A 22,349-nucleotide genomic window follows, 5' to 3' on the forward strand; every position below is an offset into this window, starting at 1 on the left:
GGAGCAACATGAGCCTGAGCTCGAAGGCCATCCGGTCCCGGTCTCGCAAGGCAGCCATCTCCGGCATCGCCCTTCTGGCGGGCGGAGCCCTGGCGCTGAGCGGCTGTTCGGCCGGAGGTGGCACCACTGAGACCGAGGAGCCGACCAGCGGAGGCGGCGCCCCGATCGAAGATCTGACCCTGAAGGTCGGCACGGCGCTGCCCGTGACCGGCAACCTCGCCTTCCTCGGCCCGCCCGAGATCGCGGGCGTCAACTACGCGGCATCCCAGATCAACGAGGCAGACCTGGGGATCACCGTCGAGGTCGTCGAGGGCGACTCCGGCGACCTCGACAACAAGGCGTACGAGACCGAGATCCCTCGCGTTCTGGGCGAGGACGTCTCGGCCATCATCGGTGCGGCGTCCAGCGGTGTCTCGCTGCAGTTCATCGACCAGGTCACGAGCGCCGGTGTCATCCAGTTCTCCCCGGCCAACACGTCCGCGGACTTCTCCACCTACGACGACAACGGCCTGTATTGGCGCACCGCACCCTCGGACATCCTCCAGGGTGAGGTGCTCGGCAACCTGATCGCCGAGGACGGCCACGAGACGCTCGGCATGATCGTGCTGAACGACTCCTACGGCACCGGCCTCGCCGGCTTCACGCAGGAGGCCTTCGAAGCCGCCGGCGGCGAGGTCGTCGCGATGGAGACCTACAACACGGGTGACACCAACTTCGACGCGCAGATCAGCGCGGTTCTGGCGGCGGACCCCGACGCGATCGCTCTGATCACCTTCGAGGAGGTCGTGACGATCCTTCCGGGACTGGTCGACAGCTTCCCCGCGGAGAACCTGTACTTCGTCGACGGCAACCTGAAGAACTTCAGCGAACAGCTCGACCCGGGCATGCTCGAGGGCGCGAAGGGCACCCTGCCCGGCCTGACGATCGACGACATCGCCTCGTTCACGGACGAGCTTCAGGCGTTCCAGGCGGACAACGGCGGCGAGGAGCTCGAGGACTTCAGCTACGCGGCCGAGTCCTACGACGCGGTGATCCTGCTGGCGCTGGCCGCCATGCAGGCACGCTCCGTCGAGGGCGCCGACATCGCGGCCGAGCTGCAGGCGGTCTCCGGCGGCGTCGACGAAGAGGGCGAGCAGTGCAGCACCTTCGCTGACTGCGCGCAGATCATCGTCGACGGCGGCACGCCGAACTACGACGGCGTCTCGGGACCGATCTCGTTCGACGAGAACGGCGACCCGACCCGCGCCTCGATCGGCATCTACCAGTACGGCCCGGACAACAACTACGCGGCCTACGAGGGCTAGACCCTCCGACGCGGCGTGCGGGGCTCCGACCTTCGGGTCGGGGCCCCGTTTCCGTTCACCGGGCGCACGCCACGACTACGTCGCAGCCGGAGCTGCGACGGATGAATGGCGGGCGTTACGCGCCCAGTGTGCCGAGGTAGAGGCCGATGACCTTGGGGTCGTTCAGCAGCTCGCGGCCGCTTCCGGTGTAGGCGTCGCGGCCCTGGTCGAGCACGTAGCCGCGGTCGCAGATCTGCAGGCACCGCCGGGCGTTCTGCTCGACCATGATCGTCGTGACGCCCGCCTTGTTGATCTCCGACACACGCAGGAACGCCTCGTCCTGACGCACCGGGGACAGCCCAGCACTCGGCTCGTCCAGCAGCAGCACGTGCGGATCCATCATCAGCGCCCGCGACATCGCCACCATCTGGCGCTCGCCGCCCGACAGCGACCCTGCACGCTGTTTGAGCCGCTTCCCGAGCTCCGCGAAGATGCCGGTGACGAAGTCCAGCCGCTCGGCATACGCCTTCGGCCGCTGGTAGAGCCCCATCTGCAGGTTCTCCTCGATGGTGAGGCTCGGGAAGACGTTGTTGTTCTGCGGCACGAAGCCGACGCCCCGGCCCACCAGCTTGTTCGCCTTGAGCCCGGTGATCTCCTCGCCCATCAGCTTGATGCTGCCGCTGCGGATCCGGACCTGACCGAAGATCGCCTTGAGCAGGGTCGACTTGCCGGCGCCGTTCGGACCGATGATGCCGATGAGCTCGCCTTCACGAGCCTGAAGGGAGCAGCCGTTCAGGATGTTCACGCCCGGCAGGTATCCGGCGACGAGGTCGTCGATGTCCACCACCAGTGTTCCCGGCGCGGCCTTCAGATCCGTTTCGATGTCCGTGTTCGGCCTCAGCCCGCCGAGCTCGGTGGCCTCGCTCACTTCGCCTCCTCCGCGCTGACCCGGCCGGTGACGACGCCGAGGTCGATCTCCTGGTGTGCGCCCAGGTAGGCGTCAATCACCGCGGGGTCGTTCATGACGGCGTCAGGCGGTCCCTCCGCGACGATCCTGCCCTCGGCCATGACGACCACCCAGTCCGCGATGTGCCGCACCATGTGCATGTCGTGCTCGACGAAGAGCACCGTCATCCCCTCGTCCTTCAGATCGAGGATGTGGTCGAGCAGCGACTGGGTGAGCGCAGGGTTGACACCCGCCATCGGCTCATCGAGCATCACCAGCCTGGGCTGCACCATGAGCGCACGCGCCATCTCGAGCAGCTTCCGCTGGCCGCCGGAGAGGCTCGCGGCGAAGTCGTCCTTCTTCGCGTCGAGCTTGAATTTCTCGAGGATCCGCATCGCACGGTCCTCGATGTCGAACTCCTGCTTGCGCCACATGCCGGGGATGAGGCTCTGCCAGAAGTGCTCACCGGTCTGCTTCGTGGCGCCCAGCTTCATGTTCTCGAGAACCGTGAGCAGGCCCAGCGCTTTGGTGAGCTGGAAGGTGCGGACCAGTCCCATCCTCGCTGCGCGGTACGCGGGCACCCCGTGCAGCGACTTGCCGTCGAAGGTCCAGGTGCCCGCATCCGGCTTGTCGAACCCGGTGAGGAGATTGAACAGGGTGGTCTTGCCCGCGCCGTTCGGCCCGATGAGCGCGGTGATGGCGTTGCGGGGTATCTCGAGGTGCTCGACGTCGACCGCCGTCAGGCCACCGAACGTGCGGGTGACGCCGTCGATGACGATGATCGGATCCACCTTCGCGGCGCCCGGCACCGCCTCGCCCTTGTGGAGGCCGGTGGACTTCATGCGCGGCTGATGCGGGACCGGGGTCGCACCGCTCGGAGCGCTACTTGACAAAGGTCAGCTCCTTCTTGTTGCCGAGGATGCCCTGCGGCCGGAAGATCACGATGAGCATCAGCGCCACACCGACCAGGATGAACCGTAGCGTCTGCGACTGTGAGGTGGTCATCGGCAGCACGCCGATGTTCACGAGGGCCGGCAGCAGGTTGCCGAGCAGGGTCTGGATCACCCAGAAGATCACCGACCCGAGCACAGGACCGAACACGGTCGCCGCTCCACCGAGCAGCAGCGCGGTGTAGACGAAGAAAGTGAGCGAGGTGACGTAGACGCCCGGGTTGACCGAGGCGGGAAGGGCGTACACGATGCCGCCGACCGCCGCGATCACACCGCCGAGGACGAGCGCCTGCAGCTTGTAGGAGAAGACGTTCTTGCCGAGCGCGCGAACCGCGTCCTCGTCCTCGCGGATGCCCTTGAGCACCCGGCCCCACGGGCTTCGCATGAGCGCCCAGACCATCAGCAGCGCCACCGCAAGGGCGAGCAGGCCCAGGATCCGCACCCACCACTGATCGTGGTTGTACGTCCACGGGCCGAACCCGTACGTGCCCGGCGGGATGGGGTTCGCCGCACGGAAGTCGAGGTGGTAGCCGCTCAGCCCGTCTGCGGATCCGGTGACGTCTTCGAAGGCGGTGGTGAGGAACAGCAGGCGAAGCACCTCGGCGGCGGCGATCGTGACGATGGCGAGATAGTCACCGCGCAGCCGCAGCGTCGGGATGCCGAGGATCAACGCGAAGATGATGGACCCGATGATCCCGACGAGCACCCCGATCCACCAGGGGAGTCCGAACGAGAGGATCGAGATGGCGTAGCCGTACGCGCCGATCGCCATGAACCCCGCGATGCCCATGTTGAGCAGGCCCGCGTACCCGAAATGCACCGCCAGACCGACGGTCGCGAGGGCATAGGCGAGGGTGACCGGGCTGAGCAGCGAGGCACCGGTGTTATTGAGGATCTGCAGCCAGTCCATGGAGGGCTCCTAACCGATTCTCGCTCGGCGGCCGAGGATTCCCTGGGGCCGGAACAGCAGGATGAGGATGAGCACGACGAGCGCGCCGGCGAAGCGGAGGTCGGCCGGGATCCAGAGGCTCGAGACCTCCGTGAGCATGCCCACGATCAGCGCACCGATGAGCGCTCCGAACGCGGTGCCGAGCCCGCCGAGGGTGACCGCCGCGAAGATGAGCAGCAGGATCTGCGCGCCCATGTCCCAGCGGATCCCGGGGCGGTAGTAGGCGTACAGCACGCCCGCGAGGCCCGCGAGCGTCGCGGCGACGACCCACACGATCCGGACCACCTGGTCGACGTCGATGCCGGACGCGGCCGCCAGCGACGGGTTGTCCGAGATCGCGCGGGTGGCCTTGCCGACGCGGGTGCGCAGCAGCCAGAAGGCGAACGCCACGATCACGAGGACGCTGATCGCCATGCTCACCATGTCGATCACGCTGAGGGACACCGCGCCGAACAGCTGGATCTGGGCGGAGTTGGAGCCCGGCAGCTGTTCGGTGCCGCCACCGATGAAGTACTGGAAGACGTAGCGGAGGGCGAGGCTGAGCCCGATGCTGACGATCATCAGCTGGACCACGCCGACGCCCTTTCGGCGAAGCGGGCGCCAGAGGCCTGCGTCCAGCGCCAGGCCGAACGCGGCGCTCGCGATCAGGGCGATCGGGATGGCGACCCAGATGGGTATGTCGAACCCGACGAAGAACAGGGCGGCGATCGCGCCGAACGTCACCATCTCGGCGTGCGCGAAGTTCGACAGCCCGGTGGTGCCGAACACGAGCGACAGGCCGATCGCGGCGAGGCCGAGCATCAGTCCGAAGTTGAGCCCGTTCACCATGCGCTCGACGAGCTGGTCGACGAAGCTGACCGTGTTCCGCTCGCCGCGGCCGATGAAGAAGTTCATCGTCACGCGGCCGCTCGGCCCGATCTCCGCCTCCTTCACGTTCGGGGTCTCGTCGGCACCGGTCTCGTCCACCACAGCGATGCCCTCGGGGAGGGTGTTCTCGTCGAGGGTGACGGTGTACTCCGCCTTTTCTGGGACGCCGACGCGCCACTGCCCTTCCGCGTTGGTCCAGACATCCGCCGTGTAGCCGCCGCCCGACACCGTGATGTGCACGCCTTCGAGCGGCTCACTGTTGAGCAGAACGTTGCCGCTGACCCGGTTCGGGTGCTCGTCGAGCCCGACCTCGCTGGGCTGGTCGGCGGGTGCGCCGGTCTCCTCCGCCATCGCCGGTGCGGGGCTCGCGAGGGTCAGGAACGCGATCAGGACGGCGAACAGCGCTGCGATGAGCGCTGCCGGCCGTCGAGCGCCCGGGGCTGTGGTTCCGGGCGACGCATGTGCCTGGCTCAATCGACCTCCAAGGTGCGCGGTGGACGCCCGCAGGACGTGAGCGCCATCGCAGAAACATAGTGTCGCCACATGTCGGCGGTGTTTCACGCGCGACATGTGGTCGGCTCATTATCCGGGCGGAATGCTCGGAGCGCGAACCGGTTAACATTGGATACCGGTATTCAGCGGCGCAACCGGATCCTCTTTTCTCAATTCGCTCTTCTTTTCGCAAGGGAATCATGGACCAGCCTGACCCGTTCGGTTTCATCGGCCTGACCTACGACGACGTGATGCTGCTGCCAGGGCACACCGACGTCATCCCGAGCGAGGCGGACACCAGCACCCGCCTCACGCGCCGCATCACCATGAGTGCGCCGCTGCTCTCCAGCGCCATGGACACCGTGACGGAGTCGCGGATGGCGATCGCGATGGCGCGGCAGGGCGGCATCGGCGTGCTGCACCGGAACCTCTCAATCGCCGACCAGGCTGAGCACGTCGACCGGGTGAAGCGCAGCGAATCCGGGATGATCACGAATCCGGTGACCACCACGCCCGACGCGACCGTCGCGGAGGTGGACGCCCTCTGCGGTCAGTTCCGCGTCTCCGGGCTCCCCGTGATCGAGGGAGACGGCAAGCTCGTCGGCATCATCACGAACCGCGACATGCGCTTCGTGTCGCCGTTCGAGAAGGCGACGACGCTCGTGCGCGACGTCATGACGAAGGCGCCGCTCATCACCGCGCCGGTCGGTGTGGACCCGGACAGCGCCGTCGCGATCTTCGCGCAGCACAAGATCGAGAAGCTGCCGCTCGTCGACGGGAACGGACGGCTCAGCGGCCTCATCACCGTCAAGGACTTCGAGAAGACGGAGAAGTACCCGAACGCGACGAAGGATGGCGAGGGCCGCCTGCGGGTCGGGGCGGCCATCGGCTTCTTCGGCGACGCCTGGGAGCGTGCGGGGGCCCTCCTCGACGCGGGCGTCGACGTGATCGTCGTCGACACCGCCAACGGGGACAGCTCCGGCGTGCTCGACATCATCCGCCGGCTGAAGAGCGACCCCGCGTTCGCCGCGGTCGACGTGATCGGCGGGAACGTGGCGACCCGAAGCGGCGCGAAGTCCCTGATCGAGGCCGGTGCGGACGCCATCAAGGTCGGGGTCGGGCCGGGCTCCATCTGCACCACCCGGGTCGTCGCCGGGGTCGGCGTGCCGCAGGTGACCGCCGTCTACGAGGCGTCGCTCGCCGCTCGCGAGGCCGACGTGCCGGTGATCGCCGACGGCGGCCTCCAGTACTCCGGCGACATCGCGAAGGCGCTCGTCGCCGGCGCCGAGACCGTGATGCTCGGTTCGCTGCTCGCCGGCACCGACGAGAGCCCCGGCGACCTCGTCTACGTGAACGGCAAGCAGTTCAAGAAGTACCGCGGCATGGGCTCGCTCGGCGCGCTGCAGACCCGAGGCAAGAAGACGTCGTACTCGCGGGACCGCTACTTCCAGTCCGACGTCCCGAGCGACGAGCAGCTCATCGCCGAGGGCATCGAGGGACAGGTGCCATACCGGGGACCCGTCGGCTCGGTCGTGTACCAGCTGCTCGGCGGCCTCCGGCAGTCGATGTTCTACACGGGCGCCCGCACCATCCCGGAGCTCCGCGCCAAGGGCAAGTTCGTGCGCATCACCGCCGCGGGCCTCAAGGAGTCCCATCCCCACGACGTGCAGATGGTGGTGGAGGCCCCCAACTACCGCCGCTGACCGACCCCCGACGAAACCGGGCCATTTCGGCGTGACCGGCCCGCCGCGGCGGCCCGCGAACGCCGAAGTGACCCGTGTTCGGCGATGCGGCGCGCGTCGCTCTCAGCGGTGACCGCTGCACCGGTGGGTGGTCCCGCGGAGCAGACGCATCTGACGGCCGCACGCTGGCCGGATGGACCCGATCGCATCCGGCACAGATTTCACGCTGATCTCCGAGGTCCGCCGAGTCGGCGCTGATGACCGGGCATACCGGCACGCCGCAAGCCGTGGCGATTACGTGCGGCTGCATCGCGGCGCCTCGACGCGACGGTGTGGCAGGGCCTCGAGCCGGAGGACCAGCATTGGATCCGCGCCGTCGCCGCCGCCAACGCCAGCCCGTCCCGACCTGTCCTCAGTCACGAGACCGCGGCGCTGTTCTGGGGTATCCCGCGGATCCGGCCCCTTCCCTCGCGGATCCATGTGCTCACCTCGAGGGCGTCGGGGAGTCGCACTGAGGGCGCCTTCCAGCGGCACGCCACCGATGATCAGGAGGTGTACGTCGTCGCGCAGCAGGGTGTGCGGATCACCGGCGTGCTCAGGACCCTCGTCGACCACTGTTCGGTGATGCCCTTCGCCGACGCGGTCGTCGCGCTGGACTGGGCGCTCGGACCTGAAGGTGCCGTGACATCGCGTTCCATGTTGCGGCTGCTGACGGACCGGCTGTCGTCGCCGCGCGCCCGTCCCAGGGTGCTCCGAGCACTGGAGTTCGCCGATCCGCTCGCCGGTTCTCCGGGGGAGTCGCTCAGTCGCGTCGTGCTCCACCAGCTCGGGTTCCCGCGTCCGGTGCTGCAGCAGCGTTTCGAGGACCGTAGGGGCTTCGTCGGCATGACGGATTTCTGGTGGCCGGAGCATGGGGTGATCGGCGAGTTCGACGGCGCGGTGAAGTACCTGGCTCCGGAGTTCGCTGCCGGAGCCGCTCCTGCGCAAGTGCTCATCGCCGAAAAGCGGCGAGAGAACCGCCTGCGTGCGCTCGGCCCGAAGATCGTCCGGTGGGACTGGCGTGCCGCGACGCACCCGGCCGAGCTGCGCGGACTGCTGCTGGAGGCCGGCCTCCCGCTCGAACGCGGCCGGAATCGGCGTTGACGGGCCGCCGCGGCGGCCCGGTGACGCCGAAGCGGGCCGTTTTCGCGAATCGGGGAGCCGGTAGGCTGGGGCGGTGAGTGACATCGAGATCGGGCGGGCGAAGCGCGCCCGGCGTGCCTACTCCTTCGACGACATCGCCGTGGTGCCGAGCCGCCGCACCCGGGACCCGAAGGATGTGTCGGTCACCTGGACTATCGACGCGTTCACCTTCACGATGCCGGTGCTGGCCGCCCCGATGGACTCGGTCGTCTCGCCGTCCACCGCGATCGCGATCGGCAAGCTCGGCGGTCTGGGAGTGCTCGACCTCGAGGGCCTGTGGACCCGCTACGAGGACGCCGAAGGCGCGCTCGCCGAGGTCCGGGGTCTGCCCGAGGCCGAGGCCACCGAACGGATGCAGCACCTCTACGCCGAGCCGATCAAGCCGGAGTTGATCAAGAGCCGCCTCGCGCAGATCCGTGCGGCGGGGGTGCCCGTCGCCGGCGCCCTCAGCCCCCAGCGCACCCAGCAGTTCCACAAGACCGTCATCGACGCCGGCGTCGACCTGTTCGTCATCCGGGGCACCACCGTGAGCGCTGAGCACGTGGCCAAGTCGAGCGAGCCCCTGAACCTCAAGGAGTTCATCTACGAGCTCGACGTCCCCGTGATCGTCGGCGGCGCCGCCACCTACACCGCCGCCCTGCACCTCATGCGCACCGGAGCCGCCGGCGTGCTCGTCGGATTCGGCGGGGGAGCCGCGTCCAGCACGCGCACCACGCTCGGCATCCACGCCCCGATGGCGAGCGCCGTGGCGGATGTCGCCGGCGCACGCCGGGACTACCTCGACGAATCGGGCGGACGCTACGTGCACGTCATCGCCGACGGCGGCCTCGGCACCAGCGGCGATCTCGTGAAGGCGATCTCGATGGGCGCCGACGCGGTGATGCTCGGCTCCACCCTCGCCCGCGCCACCGAAGCGCCCGGCGGCGGCTGGCATTGGGGGCCAGAGGCGCACCACGAGGAGCTCCCGCGCGGACGCCGTGTGCAGGTCGGCACGATCGCTCCCCTCGAGCAGATCCTCCTCGGCCCGTCCCACACCGCAGACGGCCGGGTCAACCTCATCGGGGCGCTGCGGCGCTCGATGGCCACCACCGGATACTCCGATCTCAAGGAGTTCCAGCGGGTCGAAGTGGTCGTCGCCCCGTACACCGCCCACTAGGCGGCGCCAGCCGAGCGCACAGAGCCGCCCGGGGAACCGGCGACACGCGAATCGGAGAGCGAAGTGGATACAGGCGTCTGGAAGGTCGCTCGGCGACCGCGCTGGATCGCCGCGCTGCTGCTCGCGCTCGCCATCGCGGGCACGCTCGCCTGGCTCGGGCAGTGGCAGCTCGAGCGCAGCTTCCGCGCCACCGACGCACCGACCATCGACACCGAGACCGCCGTTCCCCTGACCGAGCTCACCGAGCCGCAGACCAGCGTGACCGAGAACGAGGCGGGCCGGGTGGTCACCGTATCGGGCACCCTGCGAGCCGAGGAGCCGGTTCTGCTCACCGGACGCTCCGGCGGCGGAGCGCAATCCGTCTGGCTCGTCGGCCGGCTCGACACTGAAAACGGCGCCACCCTGCCGGTCGCGCTGGGCTGGGCGGAGAGCGAGGATGCGGCGCTCGCCGCAGCACCGACGGCGGAGCAGCCGGCCGAGTTCACCGGCCGCTACCTTCCCGGTGAGGGCCCCCAGGAGTCCGACTTCGAGGCGGGGGAGCGCACCGCGCTCGCGCCGGCGGAGCTCGTCAACCTGTGGGACGACGTCGACGCCATCTACGGCGGCTACCTGCTGCTCCACGACGAATGGCCGGGACTCGGCCGGATCGACAGTCCAGAGCCCGAGCCCCCCGTCGCGGTCAACTGGCTGAACCTCTTCTATGCGATCGAGTGGGCAGTCTTCGCCCTCTTCGCCCTGTTCATCTGGTACCGGCTGGTGGCGGACGAGCGCGAGCAGGAGGCGGAGCAGGACCGCGACCAGTCGCCGCAGGCGGCCGCCGTAGACTAGAGGCATGCCGCTGGGTCCCCGGAAAGCCGACGTCCCCCGCATCCGCCGCACACTCGCCGTGTACAAGGTCTCGTCGATCATCACCGGCACGTTCCTGCTGCTGCTGTGCCTGATGATGGTGCTCCGATACGGCGTCGGCGTCGACATCGAGCTCGCCGGTGCCTACGGATTCCTCGCGCTGACGCCGAAGGAGCTCATCACCGGCATCAACCTGTCGATGTTCATCCTCATCGTGCACGGGTGGCTGTACGTGCTCTACCTCGCCTGCGACTTCCTGCTCTGGCGCTACCTGCGCTTCTCGTTCGCGCGCTTCGTCGTCATCGCCCTCGGCGGTGTGATCCCCTTCCTGTCCTTCTTCCTGGAGCGGCGCGTGCCGCGCGACGTCGAGGAGCGGCTTCGCCCCCTCGTCGATGCGGAAGCCCCCGACCTCGTGGAGACCCGCCCGTGACCGAAACCGACCACAAGCCGGTCCTCGTCGTCGACTTCGGCGCGCAATACGCACAGCTGATCGCCCGTCGCGTGCGAGAGGCGAACGTCTATTCGGAGATCGTTCCGCACACCATCACCGCGGCGGAGATCGCCGCGAAGTCGCCCGCGGGCATCGTGCTGTCGGGAGGCCCGTCGAGCGTGTACGAGCCGGGCGCCCCGGCGCTCGACCCCGGCATCCTCGACCTCGGAGTGCCCGTGCTCGGCATCTGCTACGGCTTCCAGGCGATGGCGAAGTCCCTGGGCGGCGAGGTGGCGAACACCGGCCTGCGGGAATACGGTTCCACCGCCGTCAGGGTCGCCGGTGACGGCGGCAGCCTGCTGGGCGGATCCCCGGCGGACCAGACCGTGTGGATGAGCCACGGCGACTCCGTCTCCAAAGCGCCGGATGGCTTCGACGTCCTGGCATCCAGCGACGCCACCCCCGTCGCGGCGTTCGCCAGCGACGCGAAGAAGCTCTACGGCGTGCAATGGCACCCAGAGGTGAAGCACTCACCGTTCGGTCAGCAGGTGCTCGAGAACTTCCTGCACCGCGCCGCCGGCATCCCGTCCGACTGGAACAGCGGGAGCGTCATCGCCGAGCAGGTGGCGAAGATCCGCGAGCAGATCGGCGAGGGCCGGGTCATCTGTGGCCTGTCCGGCGGCGTCGACTCCGCCGTCGCGGCGGCGCTGGTGCACGAGGCGGTGGGCGACCAGCTGGTGTGCATCTTCGTCGACCACGGCCTGCTCCGGGCGGACGAACGCCGTCAGGTCGAAGAGGACTTCGTCGCGTCGACCGGCGTCCGGCTCGTCACCGTCGACGCGCGCCAGCAGTTCCTGGACGCGCTCGCCGGGGTCAGCGACCCGGAGCAGAAGCGCAAGATCATCGGGCGGGAGTTCATCCGCACGTTCGAGGGCGCCGCGGAGGCGCTCGTCCTCGAGGCGAAAGCGGAGGGCGACAAGGTGCGCTACCTGGTGCAGGGCACACTGTACCCCGACGTGGTGGAATCCGGTGGTGGCGCCGGAACTGCGAACATCAAGAGTCATCACAACGTCGGCGGGCTGCCTGAGGATCTGCAGTTCGAGCTGGTCGAGCCGCTGCGCACCCTGTTCAAGGACGAGGTGCGGGCCATCGGACGGGAGCTGGGCCTTCCTGAGGCGATCGTCGGCCGGCAGCCGTTCCCCGGCCCCGGGCTCGGCATCCGGATCGTGGGCGAGGTCACCGAGGAGCGCCTCGAGCTCCTCCGCGCCGCCGACGCGATCGTGCGCGCGGAGCTCACCGCGGCGGGACTGGACGAGGAGATCTGGCAGTGCCCGGTCGTGCTCCTCGCCGACGTGCGCTCCGTCGGCGTTCAGGGCGACGGACGGACCTATGGACACCCGATCGTCCTTCGCCCGGTGTCATCCGAGGACGCGATGACCGCGGACTGGACACGGGTGCCGTTCGAGGTGCTGGCGAAGATCTCCAACCGGATCACGAATGAGGTCGCCGGGGTGAACCGGGTCGTGCTCGACGTGACCTCGAAGCCTCCGGGCACCATCGAGTGGGAGTAGCCGGAGCCCGCTGACTGGAAGTGAGGCCGCGGATGCCGACCGCCGAGACCGAGCAGCAGCTCGCCCGGATCCGGACGCTGCTTCCGGACCTTCCCGTCCGGGAGGTGCCGATGTTCGGTGCTGTCGCCGTCATGGTCGACGGCGCCATGGTGGTCGCGGTCCACAAGGACGGAAGCCTGCTCGTGCGCGTCGACCCAGCGGAGGACGCCGAGCTGCTCCAGCGTCCGCACGCCTCCCGGGCGGAGATGGGCGCCGGCCGGTCCATGGGCATCGGATGGCTGCACGTCGACGCAGAAGGTCTCGAGAACGACGACGCCCTCGAGGACTGGGTGGAAGTCGCCCTTCGGTTCCGCCTCCGGCGCTGACCTCGCTGGGGAGCTTCCCACGGGAGCACGACCCCGGATCGCCGACCGGCGGAAACGGAAACGGGCCGCCCCGAGGGGCGGCCCGTTCGAGTGTTGCGTGTTACTCGCTGCCTCGCAGGATCGCGATGAGGCGGAGGATCTCGATGTAGAGCCACACGACGGTCACCATGATGCCGAAGGCGGCCTGCCAGGCGAACACCCGCGGAGCGCCGTTCCGCACGCCGCGCTGGATGTTGTCGAAGTCGAGCACCAGCGAGTACGCCGCCATGAAGATGACCAGAACGCCGAGCACGACGCCGAGGGGGATCCCCAGGCCCGGGATCTCCCAGCTCCGCATGCCGAAGGGCTGGTCGGTCGCGCCGAAGAACATCATGCCGAGGTTGATCAGCGAGAACACGGCGTAGCCGATCATGGCGATCAGGAAGATCTTCGTGGCCTTCTTGGAGGCACGGATCTTGCCGCTCGTGAACAGCGCGAGCGTCACACCCACCACGGTGAGCGTCGCGAGGACGGCCTGCACGGCGATGCCCGGGTAGATCGTCTCGAAGAACGCGGAGATGCCGCCGACGAACACGCCCTCGAAGGCCGCGTACGAGAGCACCAGGGCCTTCGACGGCTTCTTCTTGAAGATGTTGACCAGCGCCAGCACGAAGCCGATGAGGGCGGCGGGCAGCGCGAGGACGGGGAAGATCCAGCCGACGACCGCGCCGGCGAGGAGGATCGCGAACGAGAACACCGTCTTGACGATGGTGTCCTCATACGTCATCCGGTCGGTCTCGACCGGCGTCGCGGCCGGACGCCCGTACAGCTCGTCGAGCTGCTGCGCGCTGATCGCCGCGGGCACCGCTGCCTGCGCCTTGAACGCCGGTGAGTTCGTGAATGCGGGGTTTGAGCTTGCCATTGACATCCTCTGTTCGGGGCGGTCCGATGCTGTGAACTTGGGACCGCTCACTTGAACATCCTACCGGCGGAGGCCTTGGTTTTCCTGGCCGCGGCGAGGAATCGTGCCGCCCACGCCGAGCCCGAGAGGACCACCGCACTCATCAACAACGCCAGCGGCATCTGCGCGTATTCCCGGAACAGTACGATCGCCAGCACCCCGTTCGCCGCCACGGCGGGCACCGTGGTGTAGCTGACCGCGGGGCGGTGGCGCACCAGCAGCCAGGCGCAGTACGGGATGAGGAGCGTCCACATCGATTGCGGCCCCGTCAGCAGGAGCCACACCTGCACCCCGCACGCCAGCGGCACGACCAGCCGGCGCCACCCTGCCGCGGGCAGGATCCACCAGCCGATCGTGTGCGCCACGGTGCCCACCACCAGCGGCCACAGCAGGTGTGTGGTGGATGACTGCAGGTGCAGCAGACCGCCCACGATCAGCAGCAGCCCGGCCAGGTAGCGGCCGCGGTAGGTGCCCCAGCGCAGCGCGAGTCGCGTGGTCGGCTCCTGCCAGCGGAGCTCCGCCGCGCGCCGGCGTCTGCCCGGCCCTGCCCCGGCCGCGAACTCGACCCCCGCCATGGCGAGCAGTTTAGGGTGTGGCTCATGCCCCGCACGCCCCTTGTCATCGCGCACCGCGGTGCGAGCGGGTATCGGCCCGAGCACACCACGGCGGCGTACTCGCTCGCGTTCGCGCTCGGCGCCGACGCGGTCGAGCCGGATATCGTCGCGACTCGCGACGGCGTGCTGGTGCTGCGGCACGAGAACGAGATATCGGGCACCACCGACGTCGCGTCCCGCCCCGAGTTCGCGGACCGTCGCACCACGAAGCGCGTCGACGGGGTGGCGCTCACGGGCTGGTTCACCGAGGACTTCACCTGGGAGGAGCTGCGGACCCTCCGGTCCTTCGAGCGCATCCCGGGCGTGCGGGCCGCCAACACCGTCTTCAACGGCTGGTACGGCATCCTGCGCCTCAAGGACCTCATGCGGATGATCGACGACGCGTCGGACCGGGCGAGGCGGCAGATCGCGATGGTCGCAGAGATCAAGCATGCCGACTATTTCTCCTCGATCGGGATCCCGCTCGACGAGCTCCTCGCCGACGAGATCAGCGGCTGGGCGACGGGCGAGAACCTCATCGTCGAGGCGTTCGAGCAGACGGTCCTCGAGCGCATCCGAGCGCGCGGGGTGCCTGGCCGATACGTCTTCCTTCTCGAGGAGTCCGGATCGCCCGCCGACCTGGTGTCCCGGGACGGGGCGGGCGCCCGCACGTTCGCCGACCATCTGACCGACGGGGGCCTCGCGCGGCTCGCGACGGAGGTGCATGGCATCAGCGTGAACAAGCGGCTGCTGCTCGACATCGAGCGGGGCAGGCTGGTGGGGGCCACCGACCTGGCGCACCGCGCGCACGAGGCGGGGCTGAGCATCTACTGCTGGACGCTCCGCCCAGAGAACCGCTTCCTGCCGAGGTCGCTGCGGACCGGCTCGCGCGCCGGCGGGTACGGCGATTGGCCGACCGAGTTCCGCACCCTGATCGACAGCGGTGTCGACGGCGTGTTCGCAGATCATCCCGATCTCGTCCGCGAGCTCCTCACGACTGCCTGAAACGCCCCGGAAAGCACGGGACCGACCTCCCGACTGGTCGGGACAGCGGTCCCTGTGGCCTAGGGCGGCGGGACCGGCACGGTGGAATCCATCGGCCGCAGGGTGTGGCCGAGCGGCGCGAGCCGCTTCCCTCGAAATAAGGAAACCGCCATGAACACCCCTTCCCGACTGGGGGCCACAACCAAGCGCCGGCGTGCGCTCGCCACCGTCGCAACACTCCCCGTCCTCGCCGTCTCGCTCTCCGCCTGTATGCCGTTCGGCCTCGGCACCGCCACGCCGCCCGCAGGGGCGGCAGGCGGCGGAGGCGGAGGCGTCGACTTCGACGGCGTCCAGTCCGCAACCATCCAGATCGAGGCCATCGGCACCTTCGTCGACCCTGCCGAGGGCGCCTTCGAGGCGGCCGGCCGCGGCTCCGGCTTCATCATCAGCCCGGACGGCATCGCCGTCACCAACAACCACGTCGTGGTCGGCGCCGGCACCCTCGAGGTGTGGCGCGGCGGCGACACCACGGACACCCTGAACGCCAAGGTGCTCGGCTCCTCGGAGTGCCTCGACCTCGCGGTCATCGACCTGAATGGCGACGACTACCCGTACTTCGAGTGGCGGAAGAAGGACATCACGACCGCACAGGACGTGTACGCCGCCGGCTTCCCGCTCGGAGACCCGACCTTCACCATGACCCGCGGCATCGTGTCGAAGGCGGAGACCGCCGGTGAGACCCCGTGGGCCTCCATCGACTCGGTCATCGAGCACGACGCCCGCATCCGCGGCGGCAACTCCGGCGGACCGCTCGTCGACCCGGATGGGCGCATCGTCGGCGTGAACTACGCCGGCAACGACCAGCACGACACCAACCTCGCGATCCACCGTGACGAGGCGATGGAGGTCGTCGAGCAGCTCGCCGCCGGCGAGAGCGTGCTGAGCCTCGGCATCAACGCGCAGGCGCTGATGGGTGAGGACGGCACGGGTCTCGGCATCTGGGTCGCCTCCGTCGCAGCCGGCTCCGCGGCCGACAAGGCCGGTGTCGAGCCCGGCGACCTGCTCACCCGCATGCAGGGCGTCACCCTCGGCACGCAGGGCACGATGAGCGAGTACTGCGACGTGCTGCGCACCCACGGCCAGGACGCAGCCCTCGACGTGGAGCTCTACCGCCCGGCGGACGGCCTCTACTACCGCGGCCAGTTCAACGGCGAGGCCCCCATCGAAGCGGTCACCGTGCTCGGTCAGGACGGCGGCAACAGCGGCGGCGGCAGCGGCGGCGGCACGACCGGCGACTTCGTGAACGTGTCCGACGATTCGGGCATCGTCACGGTCGATGTGCCGGCCGACTGGTCCGACATCGACGGCTCCCCGTTCACCGACGAGGCCGGCAACAGCTGGGCGCGACTGGTGGCGAGCACCGACCTGGACTCCTACTTCAGCAGCTGGAACACCCCCGGGCTCGCGGTGATGGCGTCGCAGGATGCGCTCTCGAACATGTCCGTCGACGACATCCTCAACGACACGACGAACGCCCTGCCCGGTGCCGGCTGCACCGAGGACGCGCGGGACGCGTTCGAGGACAGCTACTACACCGGCACCTTCAGCTACTGGACCGGCTGCGGCGACACCGGCGCCTCCTACCTGGTGGTGGCCGCGACGGACATGAACCAGAGCCACGCGATCGTGGTCGCCGTCCAGGCGAACTCCGACGCGGACCTCGCGGTGGCAGACCGGGCGCTCGGAAGCTTCTTCGCCAGCTTCTGACGCCTGTGGGACCGGCGGCTTCCCCGAAAAGCGCCGGAAACCCGCACTCAGGACGGCATCGGCTGGTCGGGCAGGCGGTGCCGACGACACCCCGGTGGGGAGGATCTCCTCCCCCCGGGGTGTCGTTGTGTCTGGTCGCCGGACCGCCTCCGGAGGTCGGCGTCGGACGGCCGACCTACACTTGAATCGCAATGACCTCCGTATCCGGCGTCCCCGTCACCGTCCCCGCATCGGCAGGGCCTGGCGACACGCGTGACCGCCTGCTCGAGGGCCTCAACCCGCAGCAGCGGGAGGCCGTCGAGTACCGCGGGCCCGCCCTCCTGATCGTCGCGGGCGCCGGCTCCGGCAAGACGAGCGTGCTGACGCGCCGCATCGCGAGCCTGCTCGCATCTCGGGAGGCGTGGCCGAGCCAGATCCTCGCCATCACGTTCACCAACAAAGCGGCGAACGAGATGCGCGAGCGTGTGGAGGCGCTCGTCGGCCAGAAGGCCGAGGGGATGTGGATCTCCACGTTCCACTCCGCCTGCGTGCGGATCCTGCGGCGGGAGGCGGAGCACTTCGGCTTCACCCGCAACTTCACCATCTACGACTCCGCCGACAGCCGCGCGCTGATCAAGCGGATCGTCAAGGACCTCGACGCGGATGCGGTGGGTCTGACCGTCAGCGCCGTCGCCAACAAGATCTCGAAGCTCAAGAACGAGCTCAGCGATGTCGAGTCGTACGCCAGGCAGGCGAACTTCAACGACCCCAACGAGGTCATGTTCCTGGAGTGCTTCCGCCAGTACACCCGGGAGCTGCAGCGGGCGAATGCGTTCGACTTCGACGACCTCCTCGCGCAGACGGTGTACCTGTTCCGCGCCTTCCCCGGCGTCGCGGCGATCTATCAGCGCCGGTTCCGGCACATCCTGGTGGACGAGTACCAGGACACCAACCACGCGCAGTACTCGCTCATCCGCGAGCTGACCCGCTCGCCGGAGCCGGAGGCGCTCGGCCCCGGTGACACCAATGTGCGCATCCTCGACGACCGCGGCTCCGTGCCGCCCGCATCGCTCACGGTCGTCGGCGACTCCGATCAGTCGATCTACGCGTTCCGCGGTGCCGACATCCGCAACATCGTCGAGTTCGAGCGCGACTTCCCGAACACCAAGGTGATCCTCCTCGAGCAGAACTACCGCTCGACGCAGAACATCCTGGACGCCGCGAACTCGGTGATCTCGAACAACTTCGACCGCAAGGACAAGAAGCTGTTCACCACCATCGGCGCCGGTGAGAAGATCGTCGGCTACACCGGGTATTCGGGGCACGACGAGGCACAGTTCGTCGCGGACGAGATCAACGCGCTCCACAAGTCGGGCATCGCCTACAAGGACATGGCGGTCTTCTACCGCACGAACTCGCAGACGCGAGCCCTGGAGGAGATCTTCATCCGCTCGGCGCTGCCGTACCGGATCGTCGGCGGCACGAAGTTCTACGAGCGCGCCGAGATCAAAGACGTGATGGCGTACCTGGTGTGCATCGCGAACCCCGCCGACCCGCTGGCGCTGCGGCGGATCATGAACGTGCCCAAGCGGGGGATCGGGCCCGCCACAGAGGCGGCGCTGCAGGCGCACGCCGATCGCGACGAGGTCTCGCTGCGAGAGTCGATGCGATCCGTGGAGCTGCTCGGCCTCGGACCGAAGGTGACGGGTGCCATCCGCGAGCTGGTTGACCTGCTCGACGAGCTGACCGGCATCCAGGAGAAGACCATGGTGCCGAATCTGCTCCAGACACTGCTGGAGCGCACCAAGTACATCGACGCGCTCCGCGCATCGCGCGACCCGCAGGACGAGGCACGGGCCGAGAACGTCGAGGAGCTCCTGGCGGTGGCGAAGGAGTTCCAGCGGAACAACCCCGGCGGCCGGCTGCTCGACTTCCTCACCGAGGTGGCGCTGGTCGCTGCCGCCGACGAGCTCGACGACTCCAGCGGCACCGTCTCACTGATGACGCTCCACACCGCCAAGGGACTCGAGTACGAGGCGGTGTTCATCACCGGCGTCGAAGAGGACCTGCTGCCGCACCGGATGTCGGCCGGGGAGCCCGGGGGCCCGGCGGAGGAGCGGCGGCTGTTCTACGTGGGGATCACGCGTGCCCGCAAGCGGCTCTACCTGTCGCTCGCGATGACGCGGTCGATGTTCGGCGACGTGTCGGTGGCGATGCCGAGCCGGTATCTGCAGGAGATCCCCCCTGAGCTCATCGACTGGCGCCAGTCGCCCGGCGACGCGACCAGCCGTGGCGGAACGCAGCCGCGGGCGCTGAACGCGCGCCGCGAGAAGTTCTCATACGGCGGCTCGCTGCCGCCTGGTCCGTCGGCGACCCGACCGGCCATTCGGCAGCATGAGTGGGCCAACAAGGTCACCAACCAGGTGCGCGACAACGGCGACCTGACGCTGGAGAAGGGCGATCGCATCCGCCATGTCGACTTCGGCGACGGCCGCGTCGTGGATGTCACCGGGGCGGGCACGAAGCGGATCGCCGAGGTGCAGTTCGACACCGCGGGCCGCAAGCGCCTGCTCATCAAGATCGCCCCGATCGAGAAGCTGTAGGAGCAAACAGCCGAAGGGCCGGTGCGGATGCGGTCCCGAAACCCAGTGCCCATCGAGCTCCCGGGATCGGTGCGAGCCGACGGGGTAGGCTTCGTGCCGATCACACCGGCAGGGGGCGGATTCCATGGATGCTGAGGGGCTGCGACCTTCCGGCGGCGCTGTCCGCGCCGATCGGCCGATGCCGTCGATGTGGGTGCTGATCCTGCTGGTCGGGATCTCCGTCGTGGTGCTGAGCGTCTTCTCACGTGCACTCGGACCGGTGTCGATCGACGGCTGGTATGCCGACGGGAACCGGCTCTGGTGGGAGCTGCCGATGCCGGTCCGCAGCACCGTCTGGTACGCGGAGGTGCTGCTGGTGTCGGTCGCGGCGTGGCTGCTCTGGATGTACCCGCAGCCGGGACTCCGGGCGCGGGCGATCGCGCTCCTCTCCGGCAATCTGCTGCTGGCCGCCATCGTGCGGCCCGTATTGCTCGGCCTGGTGGCGGGGCAGGGCACGCAGGCGCTGTGGCTCGTGGTCGTGACGGTCACCGTCCTCGCCGGCGTCCTCACCGTGGCGGCCGTGCTCCTGAGCCGGACGCACCGGGTCTCGTCGCTGCTGATGATCCCCTGCGTGCTGTGGGCGCTGTATGTCGCCGCCGTCAACCTGGGGCACATTCTCGGCTAGTCGAGCACCTTGAGGAAGTGGTGCATCGGCCACTGCCGAAGGCGGCGCGGGAGCGGGCGGTACACCGCGGCCAGCACACGGAAGGCCCGCCCGAACCGTTGCTGGCGCAGCCTGCTCCACGGCAGGCCGTAGGCGGCGCGGATCTCAGCTGGGAGCAGCCCCGCGGTGAGCAGCCGGACAAGCGGCATCCCGGGCCGCAGCCACCACGGAAGCGCCGTCGGGTGCAGCAGGTCCTGCATCACCTTGCGCGCGTCGGCCGTCACCTCCAGGCGGGTTCGCCGTTCCTCCCAGTACGACCGGAATCCCGCGAGGTCCGGGGGCCACAGTTCCGGCGGCATCTGCAGGGCCGTGCCGAGGACGGCGTTGTCCCGGTACACCTGCTCGGCGCTCGCGGGGTCGAGCGGTCCCCAGATCCGCTCGTCGACATCCGCCCCTGTCGCGTAGAGCGTCGCAGCGACCCACAGCTGCAGTTCGGGGTCGGCGGCGCCCGGAACCGAAGCGTGCGCCCGGTCGACCATCGCGCGGACGGTCGCGACCTGATCGTCCCGCCCGAACACGACGGCGTACACGTACGACAGCGTGGTCCGGAGGCGCAGCAACGGTCGCGTGGCGAAGTCGCTGTGGCGAGCGACGCCCGCCGCGACGGTCGGCTCCGCGACCTGCAGCAGGATCGCGGCGCCGGCGCCTGCGAGGAGGGCGCCCTCCGCGGACACGTCTCGGATGCTCGCTCGGCGCACGCGAGCACTCTAGCCGTGCGATCGGGGGAAGCCGTTTACCACAGCCGAGAGCCCGCACAGAGGCGCATCGGCCTGCCAGGGCGAACCGGTAGAGTTCTCTGTGGCCCAACTGTCTTGACGTCGAGTTATTCCGGCGTCCGGGAGGGCCGTGGACTTGTCGCCGATGCGCGGATGGGATTGAGCAGCGTGGACCTTTTCGAGTACCAGGCACGGGACCTCTTCGAGTCGTACGGAGTGCCGGTGCTCGCCGGCATCACCGCTGACGACCCGGAGCAGGCGCGTGCCGCCGCGGAGAAGCTCGGCGGAACCGTCGTGGTCAAGGCTCAGGTGAAGACGGGCGGGCGGGGCAAGGCCGGCGGCGTGAAGCTCGCGCACTCGCCGGACGAGGCGTACTCCGTCGCCCAGCAGATCCTGGGTCTCGACATCAAGGGCCACGTCGTGAGGCGGGTGATGGTGGCGGCGGGAGCCCGGATCGCGCAGGAGTTCTACTTCTCGATCCTGCTCGACCGCGCGAACCGCTCGTTCCTCTCCCTCGCCAGCGTCGAGGGCGGCGTCGACATCGAGACCCTCGCCGTCGAGCGCCCTGAGGCGCTGGCCCGGGTCGACATCGATCCGCTCGCCGGGATCGACGAGGCGAAGGCCGGCGAGATCGCCAAGCAGGCAGGATTCCCGGACGAGATCCTGCCGAAGGTCGTCCCGGTCATCGTGCGACTCTGGGACCTGTTCAAGAACGAGGACGCCACGCTCGTCGAGGTGAACCCGCTGGTGCTCACGGAGAGCGGCGAGATCATCGCCCTGGACGGCAAGATCACCATCGACGAGAACGCGGAGTTCCGCCAGAGCGCGCACGCCGAGCTCGCGGAGGCCGGCGACGTCGACCCGCTCGAGGCGAAGGCCAAGGAACACGACCTCAACTACGTGAAGCTTGACGGCTCGGTCGGCATCATCGGCAACGGTGCCGGCCTCGTCATGTCGACGCTCGACGTCGTGAGCTACGCCGGCGAGAAGCACGGCGGCGTGAAGCCGGCCAACTTCCTCGACATCGGCGGCGGCGCCTCGGCCGAGGTGATGGCGGCCGGCCTCGACGTGATCCTTCACGACCCGCAGGTCAAGAGCGTCTTCGTCAACGTCTTCGGCGGCATCACCGCGTGCGACGCGGTCGCCAACGGCATCGTCGGCGCGCTCGACAAGCTCGGCGACACCGCGAGCAAGCCGCTCGTCGTGCGTCTGGACGGCAACAACGTCGAAGAGGGACGCCGGATTCTGGCGGAGGCGGGTCACCCGCTCGTCACCGTCGTCGACACCATGGACGACGCAGCCGACAAGGCCGCCGAACTCGCCAACGCGTAGGGACAAGGAACTA

The 22,349-nt window shown here is 68.9% G+C and carries 20 protein-coding genes; 13 read left to right on the top strand and 7 right to left on the bottom strand.

All coding sequences use genetic code 11. From position 1 onward, the window contains the following. The first annotated feature begins 8 nt into the window (after positions 1 to 8). Complete coding sequence (locus ACFFGH_RS23365; RefSeq protein ID WP_386672829.1) at positions 9 to 1,304, top strand: ABC transporter substrate-binding protein; 1,296 nt, start codon at positions 9 to 11, stop codon at positions 1,302 to 1,304. A gap of 115 nt (positions 1,305 to 1,419) precedes the next feature. Here the strand turns inward: ACFFGH_RS23365 and ACFFGH_RS23370 are convergent, their stop codons facing one another. From ACFFGH_RS23370 to ACFFGH_RS23385, 4 genes are read right to left on the bottom strand one after another with little or no spacing between them, the layout of a single operon-like run. Next, positions 1,420 to 2,211: an ABC transporter ATP-binding protein gene (locus tag ACFFGH_RS23370; RefSeq protein ID WP_386672831.1), complete on the bottom strand. Its 792-nt coding sequence runs from the start codon at positions 2,209 to 2,211 to the stop codon at positions 1,420 to 1,422. Beyond that, positions 2,208 to 3,071 carry an ABC transporter ATP-binding protein gene (locus ACFFGH_RS23375; protein ID WP_386672833.1) on the bottom strand — a complete coding sequence of 288 codons (864 nt, stop codon included), beginning with the start codon at positions 3,069 to 3,071 and terminating at the stop codon, positions 2,208 to 2,210. Before ACFFGH_RS23375 ends, ACFFGH_RS23370 begins: the two co-directional genes overlap by 4 nt. 40 nt (positions 3,072 to 3,111) lie before the next feature. Further along, positions 3,112 to 4,089, bottom strand: coding sequence for a branched-chain amino acid ABC transporter permease (locus ACFFGH_RS23380; RefSeq protein WP_386672835.1), 978 nt, complete (start codon positions 4,087 to 4,089; stop codon positions 3,112 to 3,114). A gap of 9 nt (positions 4,090 to 4,098) precedes the next feature. Next, complete coding sequence (locus ACFFGH_RS23385) at positions 4,099 to 5,469, bottom strand: branched-chain amino acid ABC transporter permease (protein ID WP_386672837.1); 1,371 nt, start codon at positions 5,467 to 5,469, stop codon at positions 4,099 to 4,101. A gap of 218 nt (positions 5,470 to 5,687) precedes the next feature. Between ACFFGH_RS23385 and guaB the strand changes: the two genes are divergently transcribed. The 7 genes from guaB (at position 5,688) to ACFFGH_RS23420 (ending at position 12,719) form a co-directional block, all read left to right on the top strand. After that, positions 5,688 to 7,190 carry an IMP dehydrogenase gene (gene guaB, locus ACFFGH_RS23390; RefSeq protein ID WP_386672839.1) on the top strand — a complete coding sequence of 501 codons (1,503 nt, stop codon included), beginning with the start codon at positions 5,688 to 5,690 and terminating at the stop codon, positions 7,188 to 7,190. Positions 7,191 to 7,499: 309 nt separating this feature from the next. After that, a complete protein-coding gene (locus tag ACFFGH_RS23395) occupies positions 7,500 to 8,312 on the top strand; it encodes a hypothetical protein (protein ID WP_386672841.1) in 813 nt (270 codons plus the stop codon). Positions 8,313 to 8,385: 73 nt separating this feature from the next. Next, entirely contained in the window at positions 8,386 to 9,507 is a 1,122-nt protein-coding gene (locus ACFFGH_RS23400) for a GuaB3 family IMP dehydrogenase-related protein (protein ID WP_386672843.1), read from the top strand. A 63-nt stretch (positions 9,508 to 9,570) separates the two neighbouring features. Beyond that, positions 9,571 to 10,335 (top strand): SURF1 family protein, encoded by a 765-nt coding sequence (locus ACFFGH_RS23405; RefSeq protein WP_386672844.1) that lies wholly within the window; start codon positions 9,571 to 9,573, stop codon positions 10,333 to 10,335. Positions 10,336 to 10,339: 4 nt separating this feature from the next. Beyond that, positions 10,340 to 10,783: a DUF3817 domain-containing protein gene (locus ACFFGH_RS23410; protein ID WP_386672845.1), complete on the top strand. Its 444-nt coding sequence runs from the start codon at positions 10,340 to 10,342 to the stop codon at positions 10,781 to 10,783. Then, complete coding sequence (gene guaA / locus ACFFGH_RS23415) at positions 10,780 to 12,354, top strand: glutamine-hydrolyzing GMP synthase (protein ID WP_386672846.1); 1,575 nt, start codon at positions 10,780 to 10,782, stop codon at positions 12,352 to 12,354. Before ACFFGH_RS23410 ends, guaA begins: the two co-directional genes overlap by 4 nt. A 32-nt stretch (positions 12,355 to 12,386) precedes the next feature. Beyond that, complete coding sequence (locus ACFFGH_RS23420; protein ID WP_386672848.1) at positions 12,387 to 12,719, top strand: TfoX/Sxy family protein; 333 nt, start codon at positions 12,387 to 12,389, stop codon at positions 12,717 to 12,719. A gap of 100 nt (positions 12,720 to 12,819) precedes the next feature. On the opposite strand, the gene ACFFGH_RS23425 is transcribed toward ACFFGH_RS23420, so the two are convergent. Both ACFFGH_RS23425 and ACFFGH_RS23430 read right to left on the bottom strand, forming a co-directional pair. Then, positions 12,820 to 13,620 (bottom strand): Bax inhibitor-1/YccA family protein, encoded by an 801-nt coding sequence (locus ACFFGH_RS23425; RefSeq protein ID WP_386672850.1) that lies wholly within the window; start codon positions 13,618 to 13,620, stop codon positions 12,820 to 12,822. 47 nt (positions 13,621 to 13,667) lie between these two features. Then, positions 13,668 to 14,234 (bottom strand): hypothetical protein, encoded by a 567-nt coding sequence (locus ACFFGH_RS23430; protein ID WP_386672852.1) that lies wholly within the window; start codon positions 14,232 to 14,234, stop codon positions 13,668 to 13,670. 24 nt (positions 14,235 to 14,258) lie between these two features. On the opposite strand from ACFFGH_RS23430, the gene ACFFGH_RS23435 reads away from it, so the two are divergent. The 4 genes from ACFFGH_RS23435 (at position 14,259) to ACFFGH_RS23450 (ending at position 20,249) form a co-directional block, all read left to right on the top strand. Continuing rightward, the gene (locus tag ACFFGH_RS23435; RefSeq protein ID WP_386672854.1) at positions 14,259 to 15,257 is read left to right on the top strand and encodes a glycerophosphodiester phosphodiesterase family protein; all 999 of its coding nucleotides are present in this window, start codon (positions 14,259 to 14,261) and stop codon (positions 15,255 to 15,257) included. A 150-nt stretch (positions 15,258 to 15,407) separates the two neighbouring features. Next, positions 15,408 to 17,003, top strand: coding sequence for a S1C family serine protease (locus ACFFGH_RS23440; RefSeq protein WP_386672856.1), 1,596 nt, complete (start codon positions 15,408 to 15,410; stop codon positions 17,001 to 17,003). 191 nt (positions 17,004 to 17,194) lie between these two features. Next, complete coding sequence (locus tag ACFFGH_RS23445) at positions 17,195 to 19,585, top strand: ATP-dependent helicase (protein ID WP_386672858.1); 2,391 nt, start codon at positions 17,195 to 17,197, stop codon at positions 19,583 to 19,585. 178 nt (positions 19,586 to 19,763) lie between these two features. Then, on the top strand, positions 19,764 to 20,249 hold the full coding sequence (locus tag ACFFGH_RS23450; protein ID WP_386672859.1) for a TspO/MBR family protein: 486 nt from the start codon (positions 19,764 to 19,766) through the stop codon (positions 20,247 to 20,249). On the opposite strand, the gene ACFFGH_RS23455 is transcribed toward ACFFGH_RS23450, so the two are convergent. Further along, on the bottom strand, positions 20,246 to 20,986 hold the full coding sequence (locus tag ACFFGH_RS23455; RefSeq protein ID WP_386672861.1) for an oxygenase MpaB family protein: 741 nt from the start codon (positions 20,984 to 20,986) through the stop codon (positions 20,246 to 20,248). The genes ACFFGH_RS23450 and ACFFGH_RS23455 overlap by 4 nt on opposite strands. A gap of 186 nt (positions 20,987 to 21,172) precedes the next feature. Between ACFFGH_RS23455 and sucC the strand changes: the two genes are divergently transcribed. Next, the gene (sucC, locus tag ACFFGH_RS23460; protein ID WP_386672862.1) at positions 21,173 to 22,336 is read left to right on the top strand and encodes an ADP-forming succinate--CoA ligase subunit beta; all 1,164 of its coding nucleotides are present in this window, start codon (positions 21,173 to 21,175) and stop codon (positions 22,334 to 22,336) included. The last annotated feature ends 13 nt before the right edge of the window (positions 22,337 to 22,349 follow it).

The sequence above is a fragment of the Lysobacter korlensis genome (assembly GCF_042434515.1).